The sequence below is a fragment of the Streptomyces sp. NPDC001002 genome (genome assembly GCF_053599215.1).
This window is the reverse complement of sequence record NZ_JBSFLV010000044.1, coordinates 1-17,161: the sequence shown is the minus strand read 5'-3', so window position 1 is coordinate 17,161 and position 17,161 is coordinate 1. Positions and strand designations below refer to the sequence as shown.

Annotated in this window: 18 protein-coding genes and 1 pseudogene; 13 read left to right on the top strand and 6 right to left on the bottom strand. The window is 71.6% G+C overall.

What is annotated here, in order from left to right:
* Positions 1-15 precede the first annotated feature (15 nt).
* Positions 16-633, bottom strand: a complete 618-nt coding sequence (locus ACWDR3_RS21155) for a nucleotidyltransferase family protein (protein WP_450354045.1) — start codon at positions 631-633, stop codon at positions 16-18.
* A 240-nt stretch (positions 634-873) separates the two neighbouring features.
* Here ACWDR3_RS21155 and ACWDR3_RS21150 point away from each other — a divergent pair, with 240 nt between their 5' ends.
* On the top strand, positions 874-1,167 hold the full coding sequence (locus ACWDR3_RS21150; protein ID WP_450354043.1) for a DUF5955 family protein: 294 nt from the start codon (positions 874-876) through the stop codon (positions 1,165-1,167).
* A 17-nt stretch (positions 1,168-1,184) separates the two neighbouring features.
* On the opposite strand, the gene ACWDR3_RS21145 is transcribed toward ACWDR3_RS21150, so the two are convergent.
* Together ACWDR3_RS21145 and ACWDR3_RS21140 are read right to left on the bottom strand one after the other, a co-directional pair.
* Positions 1,185-1,883 (bottom strand): DUF6304 family protein, encoded by a 699-nt coding sequence (locus tag ACWDR3_RS21145; RefSeq protein WP_450354042.1) that lies wholly within the window; start codon positions 1,881-1,883, stop codon positions 1,185-1,187.
* The gene (locus tag ACWDR3_RS21140; RefSeq protein WP_450354041.1) at positions 1,880-2,674 is read right to left on the bottom strand and encodes an IclR family transcriptional regulator; all 795 of its coding nucleotides are present in this window, start codon (positions 2,672-2,674) and stop codon (positions 1,880-1,882) included. Before ACWDR3_RS21140 ends, ACWDR3_RS21145 begins: the two co-directional genes overlap by 4 nt.
* A gap of 250 nt (positions 2,675-2,924) precedes the next feature.
* On the opposite strand from ACWDR3_RS21140, the gene allB reads away from it, so the two are divergent.
* Both allB and alc read left to right on the top strand, forming a co-directional pair.
* Positions 2,925-4,262: an allantoinase AllB gene (allB, locus tag ACWDR3_RS21135; RefSeq protein ID WP_450354040.1), complete on the top strand. Its 1,338-nt coding sequence runs from the start codon at positions 2,925-2,927 to the stop codon at positions 4,260-4,262.
* A 26-nt stretch (positions 4,263-4,288) separates the two neighbouring features.
* On the top strand, positions 4,289-5,467 hold the full coding sequence (gene alc, locus ACWDR3_RS21130) for an allantoicase (protein ID WP_450354039.1): 1,179 nt from the start codon (positions 4,289-4,291) through the stop codon (positions 5,465-5,467).
* A gap of 33 nt (positions 5,468-5,500) precedes the next feature.
* On the opposite strand, the gene ACWDR3_RS21125 is transcribed toward alc, so the two are convergent.
* The gene (locus ACWDR3_RS21125; RefSeq protein ID WP_450354038.1) at positions 5,501-6,259 is read right to left on the bottom strand and encodes a 3-oxoacyl-ACP reductase family protein; all 759 of its coding nucleotides are present in this window, start codon (positions 6,257-6,259) and stop codon (positions 5,501-5,503) included.
* 165 nt (positions 6,260-6,424) lie between these two features.
* Between ACWDR3_RS21125 and ACWDR3_RS21120 the strand changes: the two genes are divergently transcribed.
* The 3 genes from ACWDR3_RS21120 (at position 6,425) to ACWDR3_RS21110 (ending at position 8,500) form a co-directional block, all read left to right on the top strand.
* Positions 6,425-7,240, top strand: coding sequence for an AIM24 family protein (locus ACWDR3_RS21120; protein ID WP_450354037.1), 816 nt, complete (start codon positions 6,425-6,427; stop codon positions 7,238-7,240).
* 81 nt (positions 7,241-7,321) lie between these two features.
* Complete coding sequence (locus ACWDR3_RS21115; protein WP_450354036.1) at positions 7,322-7,948, top strand: dihydrofolate reductase family protein; 627 nt, start codon at positions 7,322-7,324, stop codon at positions 7,946-7,948.
* A 156-nt stretch (positions 7,949-8,104) separates the two neighbouring features.
* The gene (locus ACWDR3_RS21110; protein ID WP_401718255.1) at positions 8,105-8,500 is read left to right on the top strand and encodes a ribonuclease domain-containing protein; all 396 of its coding nucleotides are present in this window, start codon (positions 8,105-8,107) and stop codon (positions 8,498-8,500) included.
* 64 nt (positions 8,501-8,564) lie between these two features.
* Here the strand turns inward: ACWDR3_RS21110 and ACWDR3_RS21105 are convergent, their stop codons facing one another.
* Complete coding sequence (locus tag ACWDR3_RS21105) at positions 8,565-8,765, bottom strand: hypothetical protein (protein ID WP_450354035.1); 201 nt, start codon at positions 8,763-8,765, stop codon at positions 8,565-8,567.
* A 169-nt stretch (positions 8,766-8,934) separates the two neighbouring features.
* On the opposite strand from ACWDR3_RS21105, the gene ACWDR3_RS21100 reads away from it, so the two are divergent.
* From ACWDR3_RS21100 to ACWDR3_RS21090, 3 genes are all read left to right on the top strand, one after another.
* Positions 8,935-10,194 (top strand): sensor histidine kinase, encoded by a 1,260-nt coding sequence (locus ACWDR3_RS21100; RefSeq protein ID WP_450354034.1) that lies wholly within the window; start codon positions 8,935-8,937, stop codon positions 10,192-10,194.
* Between the two features lie 193 nt (positions 10,195-10,387).
* The gene (locus ACWDR3_RS21095; protein WP_450354033.1) at positions 10,388-11,068 is read left to right on the top strand and encodes a response regulator transcription factor; all 681 of its coding nucleotides are present in this window, start codon (positions 10,388-10,390) and stop codon (positions 11,066-11,068) included.
* A gap of 72 nt (positions 11,069-11,140) precedes the next feature.
* Positions 11,141-12,325 carry a cytochrome P450 family protein gene (locus tag ACWDR3_RS21090; RefSeq protein ID WP_450354032.1) on the top strand — a complete coding sequence of 395 codons (1,185 nt, stop codon included), beginning with the start codon at positions 11,141-11,143 and terminating at the stop codon, positions 12,323-12,325.
* Between the two features lie 60 nt (positions 12,326-12,385).
* On the opposite strand, the gene ACWDR3_RS21085 is transcribed toward ACWDR3_RS21090, so the two are convergent.
* Entirely contained in the window at positions 12,386-13,408 is a 1,023-nt protein-coding gene (locus ACWDR3_RS21085) for a Gfo/Idh/MocA family protein (RefSeq protein WP_450354031.1), read from the bottom strand.
* A 130-nt stretch (positions 13,409-13,538) separates the two neighbouring features.
* Between ACWDR3_RS21085 and ACWDR3_RS21080 the strand changes: the two genes are divergently transcribed.
* From ACWDR3_RS21080 to ACWDR3_RS21065, 4 genes and pseudogenes are all read left to right on the top strand, one after another.
* The gene (locus ACWDR3_RS21080; protein ID WP_450354097.1) at positions 13,539-14,276 is read left to right on the top strand and encodes a GntR family transcriptional regulator; all 738 of its coding nucleotides are present in this window, start codon (positions 13,539-13,541) and stop codon (positions 14,274-14,276) included.
* 189 nt (positions 14,277-14,465) lie between these two features.
* Complete coding sequence (locus tag ACWDR3_RS21075) at positions 14,466-15,614, top strand: ROK family glucokinase (RefSeq protein WP_124001679.1); 1,149 nt, start codon at positions 14,466-14,468, stop codon at positions 15,612-15,614.
* Positions 15,611-16,204: a sugar kinase gene (locus ACWDR3_RS21070; RefSeq protein ID WP_450354030.1), complete on the top strand. Its 594-nt coding sequence runs from the start codon at positions 15,611-15,613 to the stop codon at positions 16,202-16,204. Before ACWDR3_RS21075 ends, ACWDR3_RS21070 begins: the two co-directional genes overlap by 4 nt.
* A gap of 98 nt (positions 16,205-16,302) precedes the next feature.
* Positions 16,303-17,161, top strand: a pseudogene (locus ACWDR3_RS21065) (ATP-dependent helicase); the annotation flags it as partial.

The window sequence follows — 17,161 nt, the reverse complement described above, 5'->3', positions numbered from 1 at the left end:
CTCAAGGTGGGCCGCTCACTCAAGGTGGGTCGTTCGCTCAAGGTGGACCAGGTCGGCCTCGGTGTCGATGTCGTACGGCTCGGCCACGTCCCCGCACTCCACGAGCGTGATCGCCTCCTCGTGCGCCCTGAGGTAGGCGCGCGCACCGCGGTCCCCGGTCGCGCTCGCCGCGACCCCGGCCCAGTGCGCGGCCCCGAACAGCACGGGATGCCCGCGCACACCGGCGTACGCCGCCGAGACCAGCGACGTACGGTCCCGGTGGGCCGCGAGCACCCGGGCGACCGCCGTCGGACCGATCCCGGGCTGGTCGACGAGCGAGACCAGCACGCCCGAAGCGCCAGTTCCCGCCAGCGAGTCGAGCCCCGCCCGCAGCGAACCGCCCATGCCCTCCGCCCAGTCCGGGTTGTCCACCAGGACGCAGCCCGCCAGATCGGCACGCGCGCGTACGTCCGCCGCCCGCGCGCCGAGCACCACGTGCACGCGCGCGCAGCCGGCCGCGCGCAGCACGCCGACCGCGTGTTCGACCAGCGGCCGGCCCCGGTGTTCGAGCAGCGCCTTGGGCCGTCCGCCGAGCCGCCGGCCGCCGCCCGCGGCGAGCACGAGTCCGATCACGCCGTCTTCCTTCTCCGTCATGCGTCCTGCATACCTGACGCCATGCCCCACCCCCTACCTGACGCCCGTGCGAGTGCCCGGTTTCCAAGGGTTGAATTTCGGTCCGCGCAGTGGCGCGCCCGGCATCGGTTGGCGTTTACTGACCCGCGTCTCCCGGCGCCCGACCAACGCCATGGGGGAGCCCGGCGGGATCACGACGTAGAGGCGCACAACGGCGTGCGCGGGGGGAGAGCTGTGTTGCGGAGCTTGGGGCAGAGACCAGTGACCGGCAGCGGTGAGGACCCAAGAGTGGCGGGACTGCGGACCGCGGTGTCCCGGCTGCGCCGCCAACTCGCCGCGCATCCGGCGGAGTTCCCCGACCGCGGCATCGCCGAGGACGAACTCGCCGCCCTGGCCGCGATGACGATCGACGGCACGCCCGAGATCCCGCGGCTGCGCCGCTCCCTTTTACTCATCGCGGGATCGATCGGCTCGGTCAGCGCGCTGGCCCGGGGACTGTCGGACGTACGGGACGCGGTGGAACTGTTCGGCGAACCGCCGGGCCGGCGGGGCTGAGGCTGCGGACCCTGGTCTCAGGGCGCTCGGAACGGGAACCGGCCCCGGTAGCCCACGTCACCGGTCCGATGCTCGAACTCCTCGCAGAGCCAGGTCTCCTGGACGAACTCGGTGCGCGACTGCCAGATCGTGAGGATGCCGTGCGGCCCGTGCTTGCCGTCGACCTGCCGGTAGAGATCCTTGGCGTCGCGGAAGCAGGCGAGCCCGCCCATCATGCTGTGGCCGACCGGGTGGTAGTCGGACCAGGCGCATGAGACACACGCCTTGAGTCGGGCCGCCCGCGGGAGTCGACGCTGGACCTCGCTCAGGGCCTCCTCGAAGCCGTCGCGATCGTCCGCGTTGCGGTAGTCGTACCCGTCGAGGTGCAGCCTGGTGGTCAACGTCTCGGAGTCCAGGCCCTTCCTGGGGTCGGTGGAAGGCGACCCGATCCGCAGCGCGCAGTACAGCACCGCCGGACGGATGCCGCCGCCTCTGACCTCGACCGGAATCGGCACCTCCCACTCCAGGAGGCAGGAGCACAGGGCCCCGTCGAAGAAGGAGAAGGCCTGCTCGGGCGGCTCGCCGCTCAGGGCGCCCAGGTCGTCCATCGTGTCGCTCTCGAACAGGACGCCCCTGATCGTCGTACGGATCACGTCCCGGCCGTCCGTCTCGAAGACGACCTCCTCCGAGCCGTGCCGGTCGGTGTACCGCCCCGGCCAATACGACAGTTCGGTCATCCCTGGGCCTGGCTGGCCAGCGCCAGGGACAACTCCCCGGCCACCTGCTGGAGCACCGGCACGATCTTGTCCGTCGCCGCCTCGGTGACTCGGCCCGCCGGTCCCGAGATCGAAATGGCCGCGGCGGTGGGGGAGTTGGGCACGGAGACCGCGAGGCAGCGGACCCCGACCTCCTGCTCGTTGTCGTCGACCGCGTAGCCGAGGCCGCGCACCTCCGCGAGGGCGGCCAGGAAACCGTCGGGCGTGGTGATCGTCTTCTCCGTCGCGGCGGGCATGCCCGTACGGGAGAGCAGCGCGCGCACCTCGTCGTCGGGGACCTCGGCGAGCAGGGCCTTGCCGACGCCCGTGGAGTGCGGCAGGACGCGCCGGCCGACCTCGGTGAACATGCGCATCGAGTGCTTCGACGGCACCTGGGCGACGTAGACGATCTCGTCCCCGTCCAGCAGTGCCATGTTCGCCGTCTCGCCGGTCTCCTCGACCAGGCGGGCCAGATACGGGCGGGCCCAGGTGCCGAGCAGGCGCGAGGCCGACTCGCCGAGGCGGATCAGGCGCGGGCCGAGCGCGTACCGTCGGTTGGCCTGCTGGCGGACGTAACCGCAGGCCACGAGTGTGCGCATGAGGCGGTGGATGGTGGGCAGCGGCAGCCCGCTGCTCGCGGAGAGCTCGCTCAGTCCGACCTCGCCGCCCGCGTCGGCCATCCGTTCCAGCAGATCGAAGGCGCGCTCAAGGGACTGGACCCCGCCCGTCGTGGACTTGGCGGAGTCGGTGGTGCTGGCGCTGGACGTCGGCACGGCGCGTTCCTTTCGGGACTGGCAGGAAGGGCTGAAGCCTACCCGTCGGTCGGTTGACTCCCTGGTGGTGCGTAGCTACCTTCTGCGTGCCGGAAGTCTAATTCCGCTTTGTGGAAACGTCCAGAGTGTGCGCCCAGGCATCCTTGTCGACAAGTGTGCCCTTGACGGCTCGGGAGCGGGAGTGAAGACTCCTTCAACAGAAAGTTGAATTCCGTTACGCGGAAGTAAACGCCGGCAGAGAGGGGTCCGGGTGTCCGACGTAGAACTGGTGCTGCGCTCGACGCGCGTCATCACACCCGAGGGGACACGCGCCGCCTCGGTGGCGGTCGCCGCCGGCACGATCACGGCCGTCCTCCCGTACGACGCCGAAGTGCCGTCCGGGTCCCGGCTGGAGGACCTCGGCGACGACGTCCTGCTGCCGGGGCTGGTCGACACGCACGTGCACGTCAACGACCCCGGCCGCACCGAGTGGGAGGGCTTCTGGACCGCCACGCGCGCGGCGGCGGCCGGCGGCATCACCACCCTCGTCGACATGCCGCTCAACTCCCTCCCGCCGACCACGACGGTCGACAACCTCCGTACGAAGCAGGCGGTCGCCGCCGCCAAGGCCCATGTCGACGTCGGCTTCTGGGGCGGCGCCCTGCCCGACAACGTCAAGGACCTGCGCCCGCTGCACGAGGCCGGCGTTTTCGGCTTCAAGGCGTTCCTGTCACCGTCCGGGGTCGACGAGTTCCCGCACCTGGACCAGGACCAACTCGCCCTGTCGCTGGCCGAGATCGCCTCCTTCGGCGGCCTGCTCATCGTGCATGCGGAGGACCCGCACCACCTGGACGCGGCACCGCAGCAGGGCGGCCCGAAGTACGCGGACTTCCTCGCGTCGCGGCCACGGGACGCGGAGGACACGGCGATCGCCCAACTCATCGCCCAGGCACGGCGGTTGGACGCGCGCGTGCACGTGCTGCACCTGTCCTCGTCCGACGCGCTGCCCCTGATCGCCGCAGCCAAGGCGGACGGCGTGCGCCTCACCGTCGAGACCTGCCCGCACTACCTCACCCTCACCGCCGAGGAAGTCCCGGACGGAGCAAGCGAGTTCAAGTGCTGCCCGCCCATCCGTGAGTCGGCCAACCAGGACCTGCTGTGGCAGGCGCTGGCCGACGGCACGATCGACTGCGTGGTCACCGACCACTCGCCGTCCACCGCCGACCTGAAGACCGACGACTTCGCGACTGCCTGGGGCGGCATCTCCGGGCTCCAGTTGAGCCTGGCCGCAGTGTGGACCGAGGCCCGCAAGCGGGGCCACGGCCTGGAGGACGTGGTCCGCTGGATGTCGTCAAGTACGGCCGGTCTGGTGGGACTTGACCGCAAGGGCGCCATCGAGGCGGGCCGCGACGCCGACTTCGCGGTCCTCGCACCCGACGAGACGTTCACCGTGGACCCGGCGGCTCTCCAGCACCGCAACCGCGTCACGGCGTACGCGGGCAAGACCCTGCACGGCGTCGTGAAGTCCACCTGGCTGCGTGGTCAACGCATCGTCGCGGACGGCGAGTTCACCGAACCGAAGGGACAACTGCTGACCCGTACCCCCTGATTCACCGCACCCGCAGCGGCCGACCCATGAAAGGACACCAGATCATCGTGACGGCGCAGAGCCAGTCTTCCCCGGCTTCCTCGACTCACTTCACCGGCGACGCGAACCCCTACGGAGGCGGCGACCCCTACGCGGACTACCGCACCGCCGACCTCCCCTTCACCCAGTACGCCAACCTCGCCGACCGGCGGCTCGGCGCCGGAGTGATCGCCGCCAACGACGAGTTCTTCGCCCAGCGCGAGAACCTCCTGGTGCCCGAGCGGGCCGAGTTCGACCCCGAGCACTTCGGGCACAAGGGCAAGATCATGGACGGCTGGGAGACGCGCCGCCGCCGTGGCGCGTCGGCCGAGCACCCGTGGCCGACGGCTGAGGACCACGACTGGGCGCTGGTGCGCCTCGGCGCCCCCGGTGTCATCCGCGGGATCGTCGTCGACACGGCCCACTTCCGCGGCAACTACCCGCAGGCCGTGTCGGTCGAGGGCGCGTCCGTGGCGGGCTCCCCGTCGCCGGAGCAGCTGCTGTCGGACGACGTGAAGTGGACGACCCTGGTACCGCGCACGCCGGTCGGAGGGCACGCGGAGAATGGTTTCTCCGTCTCGGCCGAGCAGCGCTTCACGCACCTCCGCGTCAACCAGCACCCCGACGGCGGCATCGCCCGCCTGCGGGTGCACGGCGAGGTCGTCCCCGACCCCAACTGGCTCGCCGTCCTGGGCACGTTCGACGTCGTCGCCCTGGAGAACGGCGGCCAGGCCGAGGATGCGTCGAACCTCTTCTACTCCCCGGCGAGCAACACCATCCAGCCGGGCCGCTCCCGCAAGATGGACGACGGCTGGGAGACCCGCCGCCGCCGCGACCAGGGCAACGACTGGATCCGCTACCGCCTCGCCGCCCAGTCCCAGATCCGCGCGATCGAGATCGACACGGCGTACCTGAAGGGCAACAGCGCGGGCTGGGCGTCGGTGTCGGTGCGCGACGCCGAGAGCGGCACGGAAGCCGGGGACGGCGAGTGGACGGAGATCCTCCCGCGCACCCGCCTCCAGCCCGACACCAACCACCGCTTCGTCCTCCCGACCCCGGCCGTCGGCACCCACGCACGCGTGGACATCTATCCGGACGGGGGCATCTCGCGGCTGCGGTTGTTCGGGTCGCTGACGGAGAAGGGCGCGACGAGCCTGGCGGCACGCCATCAGGAGCTGGGCGGCTGACCGGCCCTGGTCTGAGCGACGCTCACCTGACCCTCACGCCGCGTGCCCTCCGTCCACCGAGAACTCCGCCCCCGTGACATAGTCCGCCCCCGCCAGATACGCCACCGTGGCCGCCACCTCGTCCGCCGTTCCGAAGCGGCCTAGGGCGGTCGTCGCGGCCTGGGCGGGGGCGTACGGGCCGTCGGCCGGGTTCATGTCGGTGTCGGTCGGGCCGGGGTGGACGATGTTCGCGGTGATTCCGCGGGCGCCCAGCTCGCGGGCGAGGGCCTTCGTGAGGCCGATCAGCGCCGACTTGCTCGTCGCGTAGAGGGTGCCGCCGGGGCCGGGGACGCGCTGAGTCATGCAGGTGCCGATCGTGATGATCCGGCCGCCCGACGGCATCCGCGCGGCGGCCGCCTGCGAGGTCAGGAACACGCCCCGCACGTTCACTGCCAGCACCCGGTCGACGTCGGCGAGCGAGAGGTCCTCCAGCGGGCCGAGGAGGCCCACGCCGACGTTGTTCACCAGTACATCGAGCCCGCCCAGCTCCTCGGCCGTACGCTCCACCGCGCCGGCCGCCTCCGCCGGATCCGCCGAGTCCGCGCGCAGGGCCACCGCCCGCCGTCCGAGCGCCTCGACCCGCCGTACGACGTCCTCGGCCGCCTCCTTGCCGTTCACGTAGGTCAGGGCCACGTCCGCGCCCTCCCGCGCGAGCCGTACTGCCGTGGCCGCGCCGATGCCACGGCTGCCGCCGGTGACGAGGGCGACCTTGTTGTCGAGGGTTCGGTGAGCCGTGCTCTGTGTCGTCGTCATGGGTCCATCCCAGCCGCCGCGCGCCCTCGGTACCGGCGGCGAACGGACACCGAGGTGGCACTGAGGTGACACGGAGGCCGCGCGGCCGGAATCGAACGGCCGGAAGTCGACGATCGGAGCCGTATGGGCGGAACCATTCGCTCCATCTCACGCGTTGTGACTGGCGTGACTCTTCAGCAAGAGATTGTCGGCAACGCCATGCAGATGGCGGTCGTCAGCCTGCGCCCCGGTCAGACCGTGTACTGCGAGGCGGGCAAGTTCCTGTTCAAGACGACGAACGTGACCATGGAGACCCGCCTCTCCGGTCCGTCGAACAGCGGCGGCGGCCAGCCCCAGGGCGCCGGCGGCGGCATGGGCGGCATGCTCCGCCAGGCCATGGGCACCGCCATGCAGGTCGGCCAGCGGGCCCTGGCGGGCGAGTCGCTGGCGTTCCAGTACTTCACCTCCCAGGGCGGCGAGGGCACGGTCGGTTTCGCGGGCGTGCTGCCCGGCGAGATGCGCGCCCTGGAGCTCAACGGCACGCGCGCGTGGTTCGCCGAGAAGGACGCGTTCGTGGCGGCCGAGTCGAGCGTCGACTTCGGTATCGCCTTCCAGGGCGGCCGCACGGGCATGAGCGGCGGCGAGGGCTTCGTCCTGGAGAAGTTCACCGGCCAGGGCACGGTGATCATCGCCGGCGCGGGCAACTTCATCGACCTCAACCCGGCCGACTTCGGCGGCCGCATCGAGGTCGACACGGGCTGCGTCGTCGCCTTCGAGGAGGGGATCCAGTACGGCGTCCAGCGCGTCGGCGGCCTCAACCGCCAGGGTCTGATGAACGCCGTCTTCGGCGGCGAGGGCCTGTCCCTGGCCACCCTGGAGGGCAACGGCCAGGTGATCCTGCAGTCCCTGACCATCGAGAGCCTGGCCAACGCCCTCAAGAAGGCGCAGGGCGGCGACAAGCAGGGTCCGACGGGTGGCCTCTTCTCGACGCACGCCGGATAGGCGACAGGCCGATGAGTTGCGGGGGTTCGCGGGGTCTGAGGTGATGACAACAGACCCCGCACCAGGAAGCAGGCACCCGCCATGGGCAAGCTCGTCTCCACGATCTTCGTCACCCTCGACGGCGTCTACCAGGCCCCCGGCGGCCCCCAGGAGGACCCCCGGGGAGGCTTCGAGCACGGCGGCTGGAGTTTCCCCTTCGGCGACGACGACTTCGGCCGGTTCATCACCGAGGTCTTCGAACGCCCCGGCGCATTCCTCCTCGGCCGCCGCACCTACGACATCTTCGCCTCGCACTGGCCGAGGGTGACCGACCCCGCGGACCCGATCGCTGCCAAGCTCAACGCCCTCCCGAAGTACGTCCCCTCGTCCACCCTGACCGACCCCGCCTGGTCCGGCACCACCGTCCTCGACGGCGACCTCGCCAAGGACGTCACGGCCCTCAAGGAACGCACCGACGGCGAGGTCCAGATCCACGGCAGCGGCGCCCTCGTCCAGTCCCTGCTCGCCCTCGACCTGATCGACACCCTCCACCTGCTGACCTTCCCGGTCGTCCTCGGCTCCGGCTTCCGCCTCTTCGCGGAGGGCGCGCTACCGACGAAGTTCACGCACACGGGCGGCACCATCACCACGACCGGCGTCTCGATCCAGTCGTACGACCTGGCGGGCCGACCGGAGTACGGGTCGTACGAGCTCCCGGACAACGCGTGAGGGCGGCCTAGGGCGACGCCCTCCGGCTGCCAGTGTGGGGACCGTGTGCGCACCCGTCGCAGCACGTTAACTCGCGGAAAACTCATCGGACTTGGCGGGAAATTCTGCGCAGTTGTCATTGACATGCCACTGTCTACGCGCGTCATCATGGGGGGCATGAGATTCCCCCCACGAATCACCCGCATCGGCGCCGCTGCCGCCGTCCTGTCCGCGCTTCTCGTCGGCGGTACCGTCTCCGTCACCACGGCGGACGCCGCCGCGGCCTCGGTCGGCAGCATCTGCTACAGCGACCTGCCCTCCCAGGCGTACGACACGCTGGACCTGATCGACGCGGGCGGGCCCTTCCCGTACTCGCAGGACGGCACCGTCTTCCGGAACCAGGAAGGCGTGCTACCCAGCCAGTCCTCCGGCTACTACCACGAGTACACGGTCAAGACGCCGGGCTCGTCCACGCGCGGCGCCAAGCGCATCGTCACCGGTCAGCGGTCCCAGGAGGACTACTACACCGCGGACCACTACGTGACCTTCGACCTGATCAACTTCGGCTGCTGAGCGACTTCCCCCGCTCGGCCGTCGTCGAGGGAACAGCGCGACCCGTCAGGAGCCCGGTCCGCGGTCAGCCGGACTTCCGACTCTCCGCGGCGGCGAACAGCGCGATCGCCAGCACCACCAGTGCGACGCTCGCGTAGACCCCGTAGCCGTCGAGGAAGCCGAGCTTCTGCACAAGGCCCACATGCCAGTGGGTGAACTCGTGCAGCAGGCCCAGCACACCCTGTACCAGCGCGAGCAGACCGAGAAGTTCCAGCAGCTGTTTCATGGCACCACCCTCGCCCCGCGGTCCCCCCACCCACATCGGCCGCGGGGCGAGGCATGCCCGCCGCAGGATGGTCCTCGACGCCGCCCGGCGCGCCGAAAGTCCATCGCGGCGAGACTTTGGTCGCCGATCTCGTACGGACGGCAGTGACCCGGCCCTGTCACGCATAGATTTGTCGACTGTGAGTTCAGACAAGCCGGCCCCCGCACCGCAGACGATCACCGGTCGCCGATGGCTGTTCCCGTCCGCGGTGCTCCACGAGCTCGATCCGGATGCCACGGCGTCAGGGCGCCGACCCCGGCGCACCGCACGCGACTGGGTGGTCGACTTCAGCGCCTTCCTGCTGGCCGTGCTGATCGGCATCGTGGGCGCGCAGAGCGTGGCCGACGACCCGAACCTCCCGCAGGGACTCATCGCCCTCGACCAAGCGGTCGGCGCACTCGCCTGCGCCGCCGTCTGGGGCCGCCGCCGCTGGCCGGTCGGTCTCGCCGTCGCCATGATCCCCGTGGGCCTGGTCTCCAACACCGCGGGCGGCGCTGCCATGGTCGCGCTGTTCACCGTCGCCGTGCACCGGCCGTTCCGCTACGTGGCCTGGATCGGCGGCATCACCCTCGTCCTGATGCCGTTCTACTTCTGGGTCCGCCCCGACCCCGACCTGCCCTACGCGGGCGTGCTCGCCTTCTCGACGCTGTTCACCGTCACGGTCATCGGCTGGGGCATGTTCGTGCGGTCGAAGCGGCAGCTGATGGTCAGCCTGCGCGACCGCGCCCGGCGCGCCGAGACCGAGGCACGGCTGCGCGCGGAGCAGGCACAGCGCCTCGCGCGCGAGGCCATCGCCCGGGAGATGCACGACGTCCTCGCCCACCGGCTGACCCTGCTCAGCGTCCACGCGGGCGCCCTGGAGTTCCGTCCCGACGCCCCGCGCGAGGAGATCGCCCGGGCGGCCGGTGTCATCCGGGAGAGCGCCCACGAGGCGCTCCAGGACCTGCGGGAGATCATCGGCGTACTGCGCGCGGGCGAGAACGAGGAGAGCGGCCGGCCCCAGCCGACGCTCGCCGCGATCTCCGCGCTGGTCGCCGAATCGTGCGAGGCCGGTATGAAGGTTGTCCTCGACAACCGCGTCGGCGACCCCACCGCCGTCCCCGCCTCCGTCGGCCGCACCGCCTACCGCATCGCCCAGGAGGGCCTGACCAACGCCCGCAAGCACGCGCCCGGCACGGAGGTCACGGTCTGCGTCACCGGCGCTCCGGGGGAGGGGCTCACGGTGACCGTGCACAACCCCGCCCCCGAGGGTGACGTCCCGGCCGTCCCCGGCTCGGGACAGGGCCTGATCGGCCTCACCGAGCGGGCGACGCTGGCCGGCGGACGGCTGGAGCACGAGAGCGGGGAGGACGGGGGGTTCCGGGTGCGGGCCTGGCTGCCGTGGGGATGAGGGCGGCCCCCGAGAGGGGCCCGGGGCGCCGGCCGCGCTCCCGCCGAACCGACTCCCGCCCTCCTGTCCCGCATCCACCCTCCGACCCGGCGTCCACTTTCCAAACCCGCCTCCACGCGCGCGTGTTGACCGGAGAGCCGGTTCCGTCCACACCCTTGCCCTGCGCCCGGCGCAACCGTGATTACGTAGGCCCATGACTGTGATCAGACTGCTCCTCGTCGACGACGATCCGCTGGTGCGGGCGGGCCTGTCCCTGATGCTGGGCGGCGCGGACGACATCGAGGTCGTCGGCGAGGCCGCGGACGGCGGCGAGGTCGAGGACCTCGTCGACCGCACCCGGCCGGACGTCGTCCTCATGGACATCCGGATGCCCACGGTGGACGGGCTCACGGCCACGGAGCAGCTGCGCACCCGCAAGGACGCACCGCAGGTCATCGTCCTCACCACCTTCCACGGCGACGAACAGGTGCTGCGCGCCCTGCGCGCGGGCGCCGCCGGATTCGTCCTCAAGGACACGCCCCCCAAGGAGATCGTCGAGGCGGTACGGCGGGTCGCGGCCGGCGACCCCGTCCTGTCGCCCGCCGTCACCCGCCGGCTGGTGGAGCACGCCGTGGGGAACGCCGCCGACACCCGGCGCGCACGCGCGCGTGAGCGGATCTCCGTCCTCAACGACCGCGAGGGCGAGGTCGCCGTCGCGGTCGGCCGGGGTCTGTCCAACGCCGAGATCGCCGCCCAGCTCTTCATGAGCGTCGCCACCGTCAAGACCCACGTCTCCCGCATCCTCGCCAAGCTGGACCTGAACAACCGCGTGCAGGTCGCGCTGCTGGTGTACGACGCGGGACTGCTGGAGGAACCGGGAGGGGGCGCCAACTAGCGGGCCGGAAGGGGGAGACGGGCACTCGCGGCCGATGCCGGACGTTGTCCGGGTGGAAGGACGGGGGAGTCCATGGTGGAAGTGATCGACCTGGGGGAGTTCGGGGACGGGTTCCGCAGTGACCCGCATCCCGTGTACGCGCGACTGCGCGAGCGCGGACCGGTGCACCGGGTGCGGCTGCCCGTGCCCGAGGAGCACCACGAGACCTGGCTGGTCGTCGGGTACGAGGAGGCGCGCGCGGCGCTCGCCGACCCGCGGCTCGCCAAGGACGCCACCAAGATCGGGGTGCGGTTCCTCGACGAGGAGCTGATCGGGAAGAACCTGCTGACCACCGACCCGCCCCAGCACACACGCCTGCGCTCGCTGGTCTCACGGACCTTCACCATGCGCCGGGTGGAGGAACTGCGGCCCAGGATCCAGCAGATCACCGACGAACTCCTCGACGCGATGCTGCCGCTCGGCCGGGCCGACCTCGTCGACTCCTTCGCGTACCCGCTGCCGATCACCGTGATCTGCGAGCTGCTCGGCGTGCCCGAGGTGGACCGTACCGAGTTCCGGAAGATCTCCAACGAGGCGATCGTGCCGACCGATTCGGGCAGCGAGCACGAGGCGTTCGTGCGACTCGCCGACTACCTCGCCGACCTGATCGAGGACAAGCGCTGCGCGGGACCGAGCGGCGACCTGCTCAGTGACCTCATCCGCACCACCGCCGAGGACGGCGACCGGCTCTCCCCGAGCGAACTGCGCGGCATGGCCTTCGTGTTGCTCATCGCGGGCCACGAGACGACGGTGAACCTGATCACCAACGCCGTCCACGCCCTCCTCACCCACCCGGACCAACTCGCCGCCCTGCGGGCCGACATGAGCCTCGTCGACGGCACGGTCGAGGAGACCCTGCGCTACGAGGGACCGGTGGAGAACGCGACGTTCCGGTTCGCCGCGGAGCCCCTCGACATCGGCGGCACGCACATCGAGAAGGGCGACGCCGTGATGGTCGGCCTCACCGCGGCCGACCGCGACGGACTGCGCTACCCCGCCCCCGACCGCTTCGACATCCACCGCGACACCCGCGGCCACGTGGCCTTCGGCCACGGCATCCACTTCTGCCTGGGCGCTCCACTGGCCCGCCTGGAAGGCCGTACGGCGATACGGACCCTGCTGGAGCGGGCCCCGGAACTCGCCCTCGACGGGCCGCCCGGCGACTGGCTGCCGGGGATGCTGATGCGAGGGGTGCGGAGCTTGCCGGTGCGCTGGTAGGGCTGCCCCACGCGGGTGCGGGTGCGGGGCGCCTGGCTGCCGGCCCGCCCCTGCTACGGACTACCTGTACGCCGACTCGGTCCACCCCGGGATCTCCGCCAGGGCGACCGGTCTGCGGTCCCGTCTGGACACCTCGCAGGCCTCGGCGATGCGCAGCGCCTGCAGGGCCTCGCGTCCGTCACAGGGGTTCGCCCGGCGGCCGAGCACGACCTCGACGAACGCGGACAGCTCCGCCTCGTACGCGGGCCCGAAGCGCTCCATGAAGCCGGCCCACGGCTTGTCCGCGGCCGGCGGCCCGGTCGGCTCGGTGGAGGCGATCGGCGTCCGGTCGTCCAGGCCGACGACGATCTGGTCGAGCTCCCCGGCCAGCTCCATGCGGACGTCGTACCCCGCGCCGTTCAGCCGCGTCGCGGTGGCCGTGGCGAGCGTGCCGTCGTCGAGCCGCAGCAGCGCGGCGCCGGTGTCGACGTCGCCCGCCTCGCGGAACATCGAGGGCCCGGCGTCCGACCCGGCCGCGTAGACGTCGACGATCTCGTGCCCGGTCACCCAGCGCAGGATGTCGAAGTCATGGATCAGCGTGTCCCGGTACAGCCCGCCGGACAGCGGCAGCCACGAGGCGGCGGGCGGAGCCTGGTCGCTGGTGAGCGCCCGGACGGTGTGCAGCCGTCCGAGCCGCCCCGAGCGCACGGCCTCCCGCGCGCCCGTGTAGCCCGCGTCGAAGCGGCGCTGGAACCCCATCTGCAGAATCGTCCCCGCTGTCTCGACCTCGGCGATCGCACTTAACGTGCCGGGCAGATCGAGCGCGATGGGCTTCTCGCAGAACACCGGCAGACCCGAGCGCGCCGCCCGGCCGATCAGTTCGGCGTGCGCCGAGGTCGCCGTCGTGATCACCACGGCGTCCACGCCCCACCGGAAGATCTCGTCCACCCCCGGCGCCGCGGTCTCCCCGAGGCGGAAGGCGAGTTCCTGGGCCCGTGCCGGATCCACGTCCGTGAGGATCAGGGAACCGACCTCGCGATGACGGCTGAGCGTGTTCGCGTGGATGGTGCCGATGCGGCCCGTACCGATGACCCCGATGCGCATGGAACAAAACATGGGGGTCAGGACCGTACGCTGTCAATGCGTATGTCCGGACAATCGAACTACACAACTTCCCGTCAACAACGCACAGAGCTACGCTCGGCCCGTGCCGAAACCAGAAGTGGACCCCACCGTGTCGCTCGACCTCAGCGTGGACCGGAGTTCCCCGGTGCCGCTGTACTTCCAGCTGTCGCAGCAACTGGAGGCCGCGATCGAACACGGAGCGCTCACCCCCGGCAGCCTGCTGGGCAACGAGATCGAGCTGGCGGGCCGACTGGGCCTGTCCCGGCCCACCGTCCGCCAGGCCATCCAGTCGCTCGTCGACAAGGGCCTGCTGGTGCGCCGCCGAGGAGTCGGTACGCAGGTCGTGCACAGCCAGGTCAAGCGACCCCTGGAGCTCAGCAGCCTCTACGACGACCTTGAGGCGGCCGGACAGCGCCCCGCGACGAAGGTGCTGGTCAACGCCATCGTCCCGGCGACCGCGGAGATCGCCGCCGCCCTGGGGGTGGCCGAGGACAGCGACGTGCACCGGGTGGAGCGGCTGCGCCTCGCGCACGGCGAGCCGATGGCGTACCTCTGCAACTTCATCCCGCCCGGCCTGCTCGACCTGAACACCGAGCAGCTGGAGGCCACCGGCCTCTACCGCATGATGCGCGCCGTCGGCATCACCCTGCACAGCGCCCGCCAGACCATCGGCGCCCGAGCCGCCACCGCCGCCGAGGCCGACCGCCTGGCCGAGCCGGAGGGCGCCCCCCTGCTCACCATGCAACGCGTCACGTTCGACGACACGGGCCGAGCGGTGGAGTTCGGCACGCACACGTACCGCCCGACGCGCTATTCGTTCGAGTTCCAGTTGCTGGTGCGGTCCTGAGAGTCGCCGGTCGAGGGGTGTCGCTGGTCGTAATGTCAGGACAATTTGATGCTGGTTGCTGCAGTGCCCTCAGGGGCGCGGGGAACTGCGCGACAAGCCACGGCTGACCCGCACCCGGCATCACTCGCGCACTCCCCATTGCTCCCCCGTACAGCACTGTGAGTCACGGTGAGGCAGAATCATGCGTTGATGAGCACCTACGGCAACTTCACCGCCCCCATAGGCTCCCGCCGCGCGCCGGCGCTCCGCACGGTCGGGACGAGGGAACGCCGGTCACACCTGACCGCCCCCCGCGTCCCCACCGTCGGCATCGACATCGGCGGCACCAAGGTGATGGCCGGCGTCGTGGACGCCGACGGCAACATCTTGGAGAAGCTCCGCGCGGAGACGCCGGACAAGTCCAAGAGCCCCAAGGTCGTCGAGGACACGATCGTCGAACTGGTCCTGGACCTGTCCGACCGCCACGACGTGCACGCGGTGGGCATCGGCGCGGCCGGCTGGGTCGACGCCGACCGCAACCGCATCCTGTTCGCGCCCCACCTCTCCTGGCGCAACGAGCCGCTGCGCGACCGCCTCGCGGGCCGCCTGGCCGTGCCCGTCCTGGTCGACAACGACGCCAACTCCGCCGCCTGGGCCGAGTGGCGTTTCGGCGCGGGCCGCGGCGAGGACCACCTGGTGATGATCACGCTGGGCACCGGTATCGGCGGCGCCATACTGGAGGACGGCCAGGTCAAGCGGGGCAAGTACGGTGTCGCCGGCGAGTTCGGCCATATGCAGGTCGTGCCCGGCGGCCACCGCTGCCCGTGCGGCAACCGCGGCTGCTGGGAGCAGTACAGCTCCGGCAACGCGCTGGTCCGCGAGGCCAAGGAACTGGCCGCCGCCGACTCCCCGGTCGCCTACGGGATCATCGAGCACGTCAAGGGCAACATCGACGACATCACCGGCCCGATGATCACCGAGCTGGCCCGCGAGGGCGACGCGATGTGCATCGAGCTCCTCCAGGACATCGGCCAGTGGCTCGGCGTCGGCATCGCCAACCTGGCCGCCGCCCTGGACCCCTCCTGCTTCGTCATCGGCGGCGGCGTCAGCGCGGCCGACGACCTGCTGATCGGCCCCGCGCGGGACGCCTTCAAGCGCCAGCTCACCGGCCGCGGCTACCGTCCCGAGGCGCGCATCGCCCGCGCCCAGCTGGGCCCCGAGGCCGGCATGGTCGGCGCCGCCGACCTGGCCCGCCTGGTCGCCCGCCGCTTCCGCCGCGCCAACCGCCGCCGGGTCGAGCGGCACGAGCGCTACGAGCGCTACGTCCAGGCCCGCCGTTCGACCAGGGACACCGCGTGACCGCATCGCTGCCGCGGCAGGCGGCACCCCCCGACGAACCGTCCGGACCGGCGGAGGACCCCCGCCACAAGTTCCGTCGGCGGGCCCTCACCCTGCTCATCATCGTGCTGCTGATCGGCGTCCCGGCCGGCTATCTGGTGATCTCCGCCGACCAGAGCCGGCAGAGCGGCAAGGACAAGGAGGCCAAGTACTCCGCGACCGGCCTCACCGAGGGCTGGCCGTCGAAGGTCCAGCGCCGCCTGTACCAGGTACCGATCCCGCACCCGTCGAACCAGGTCGCCTACTACGAGACGAACAACTGGAAGACCAGCCGTCTCTACGCGCAGTTCCAGACCACGAACGCGGGCCTGGACACCTTCCTCAAGGACATGGGCGTCACCCGCGCCGACCTGAAGAAGGGCGACATCACCATCAGCGAGCGCGACCAGAAGGTCACCGGCTGGAAGTTCACGGGCCCCGGCGCCCGCGGCGGCGACAACTTCGGGCTCGCCCACAAGCAGAAGAGCCCCAAGCCGACGCAGGACGTGATCGTGAACATGCAGAACACGACGTACCCCATGGTGTACGTCGTCTCCCGCGCGGTGCCGTAGGAGACGGGCCCCGGCCGGTCGCCGGGGCCGATTGTCAGAGGCCGCCCGTAGAGTCGAAGACGTCTGATCCGACACACGGGCGGGAGGTGACAGGTCGTATGAGCGACACGGCTGCGGTGGCCGAGCGGACGGGGGCGGAGATCCCCCTCCGGCTGGCGGCCGTCTTCCTGCCCGCGCCCCTGCCGCGCGACGGACGGGTCGCCTTCTGGGACCCCGAGGGCGGAGAGCTGCCCGCCACCGCGGACACCGAACTCACGGTCGTACGACCGCACGGCGCGAGCGTACGGCGCAGGACCGCACCCGCCCTCACCCTCCCCGTCGGCGAGGCCCTGCCCCTCCTCGTCCGGGCCCGGCGCGACCCGGCCGCCCACCCCGCCACCGCCTGCTGGGGCGCGGCCACGCTGCACGCGCTGCGGCTCACCGCGCGCGGCCGGCTGCTGCCCGGACTGACGGCCACCGGCCATGACGCCTGGCGGGCGGGCCCCTTGGACCAGGCCGACATCGCGCACCTCAGGGCGGTCGCCGCGGCCCTGCCGTACGAGGGCCACGCGGTCCCGTTGCCCGGGGCCGGCCCGCTTCGGCTGCCCGAGCCCGAGGCGCTGATGCGGGCCTTCCTGGACGCGGTCGCGGACACCCTGCCCCGCACCCCCGCCGCACCGTACGTCTCGGGTCGGCCCTTCGCGGACCGCCGCCCCCAGCGCCTGCCGGACGCCCAGGACTGGGCCGCCGAGGTCGCGGCCGGCATGGACGCGGGCGTACGTGTCTCGCTCCGCCTGGACCTGTCCGCGTACGAACTGTTCGACGGAGGCGAGCGGGTGCGTACGGCGGGCGCGGCGATCGTCCAGGTGCACAGCCTCGCCGACCCCACCCTCGTCGTCGACGCGGCGGCGCTGTGGGCGGGCGACGCGGACGCGGCGTTCGGGCCACGCGCGCGCGTGGACGCGGCCCTCGCCGTGC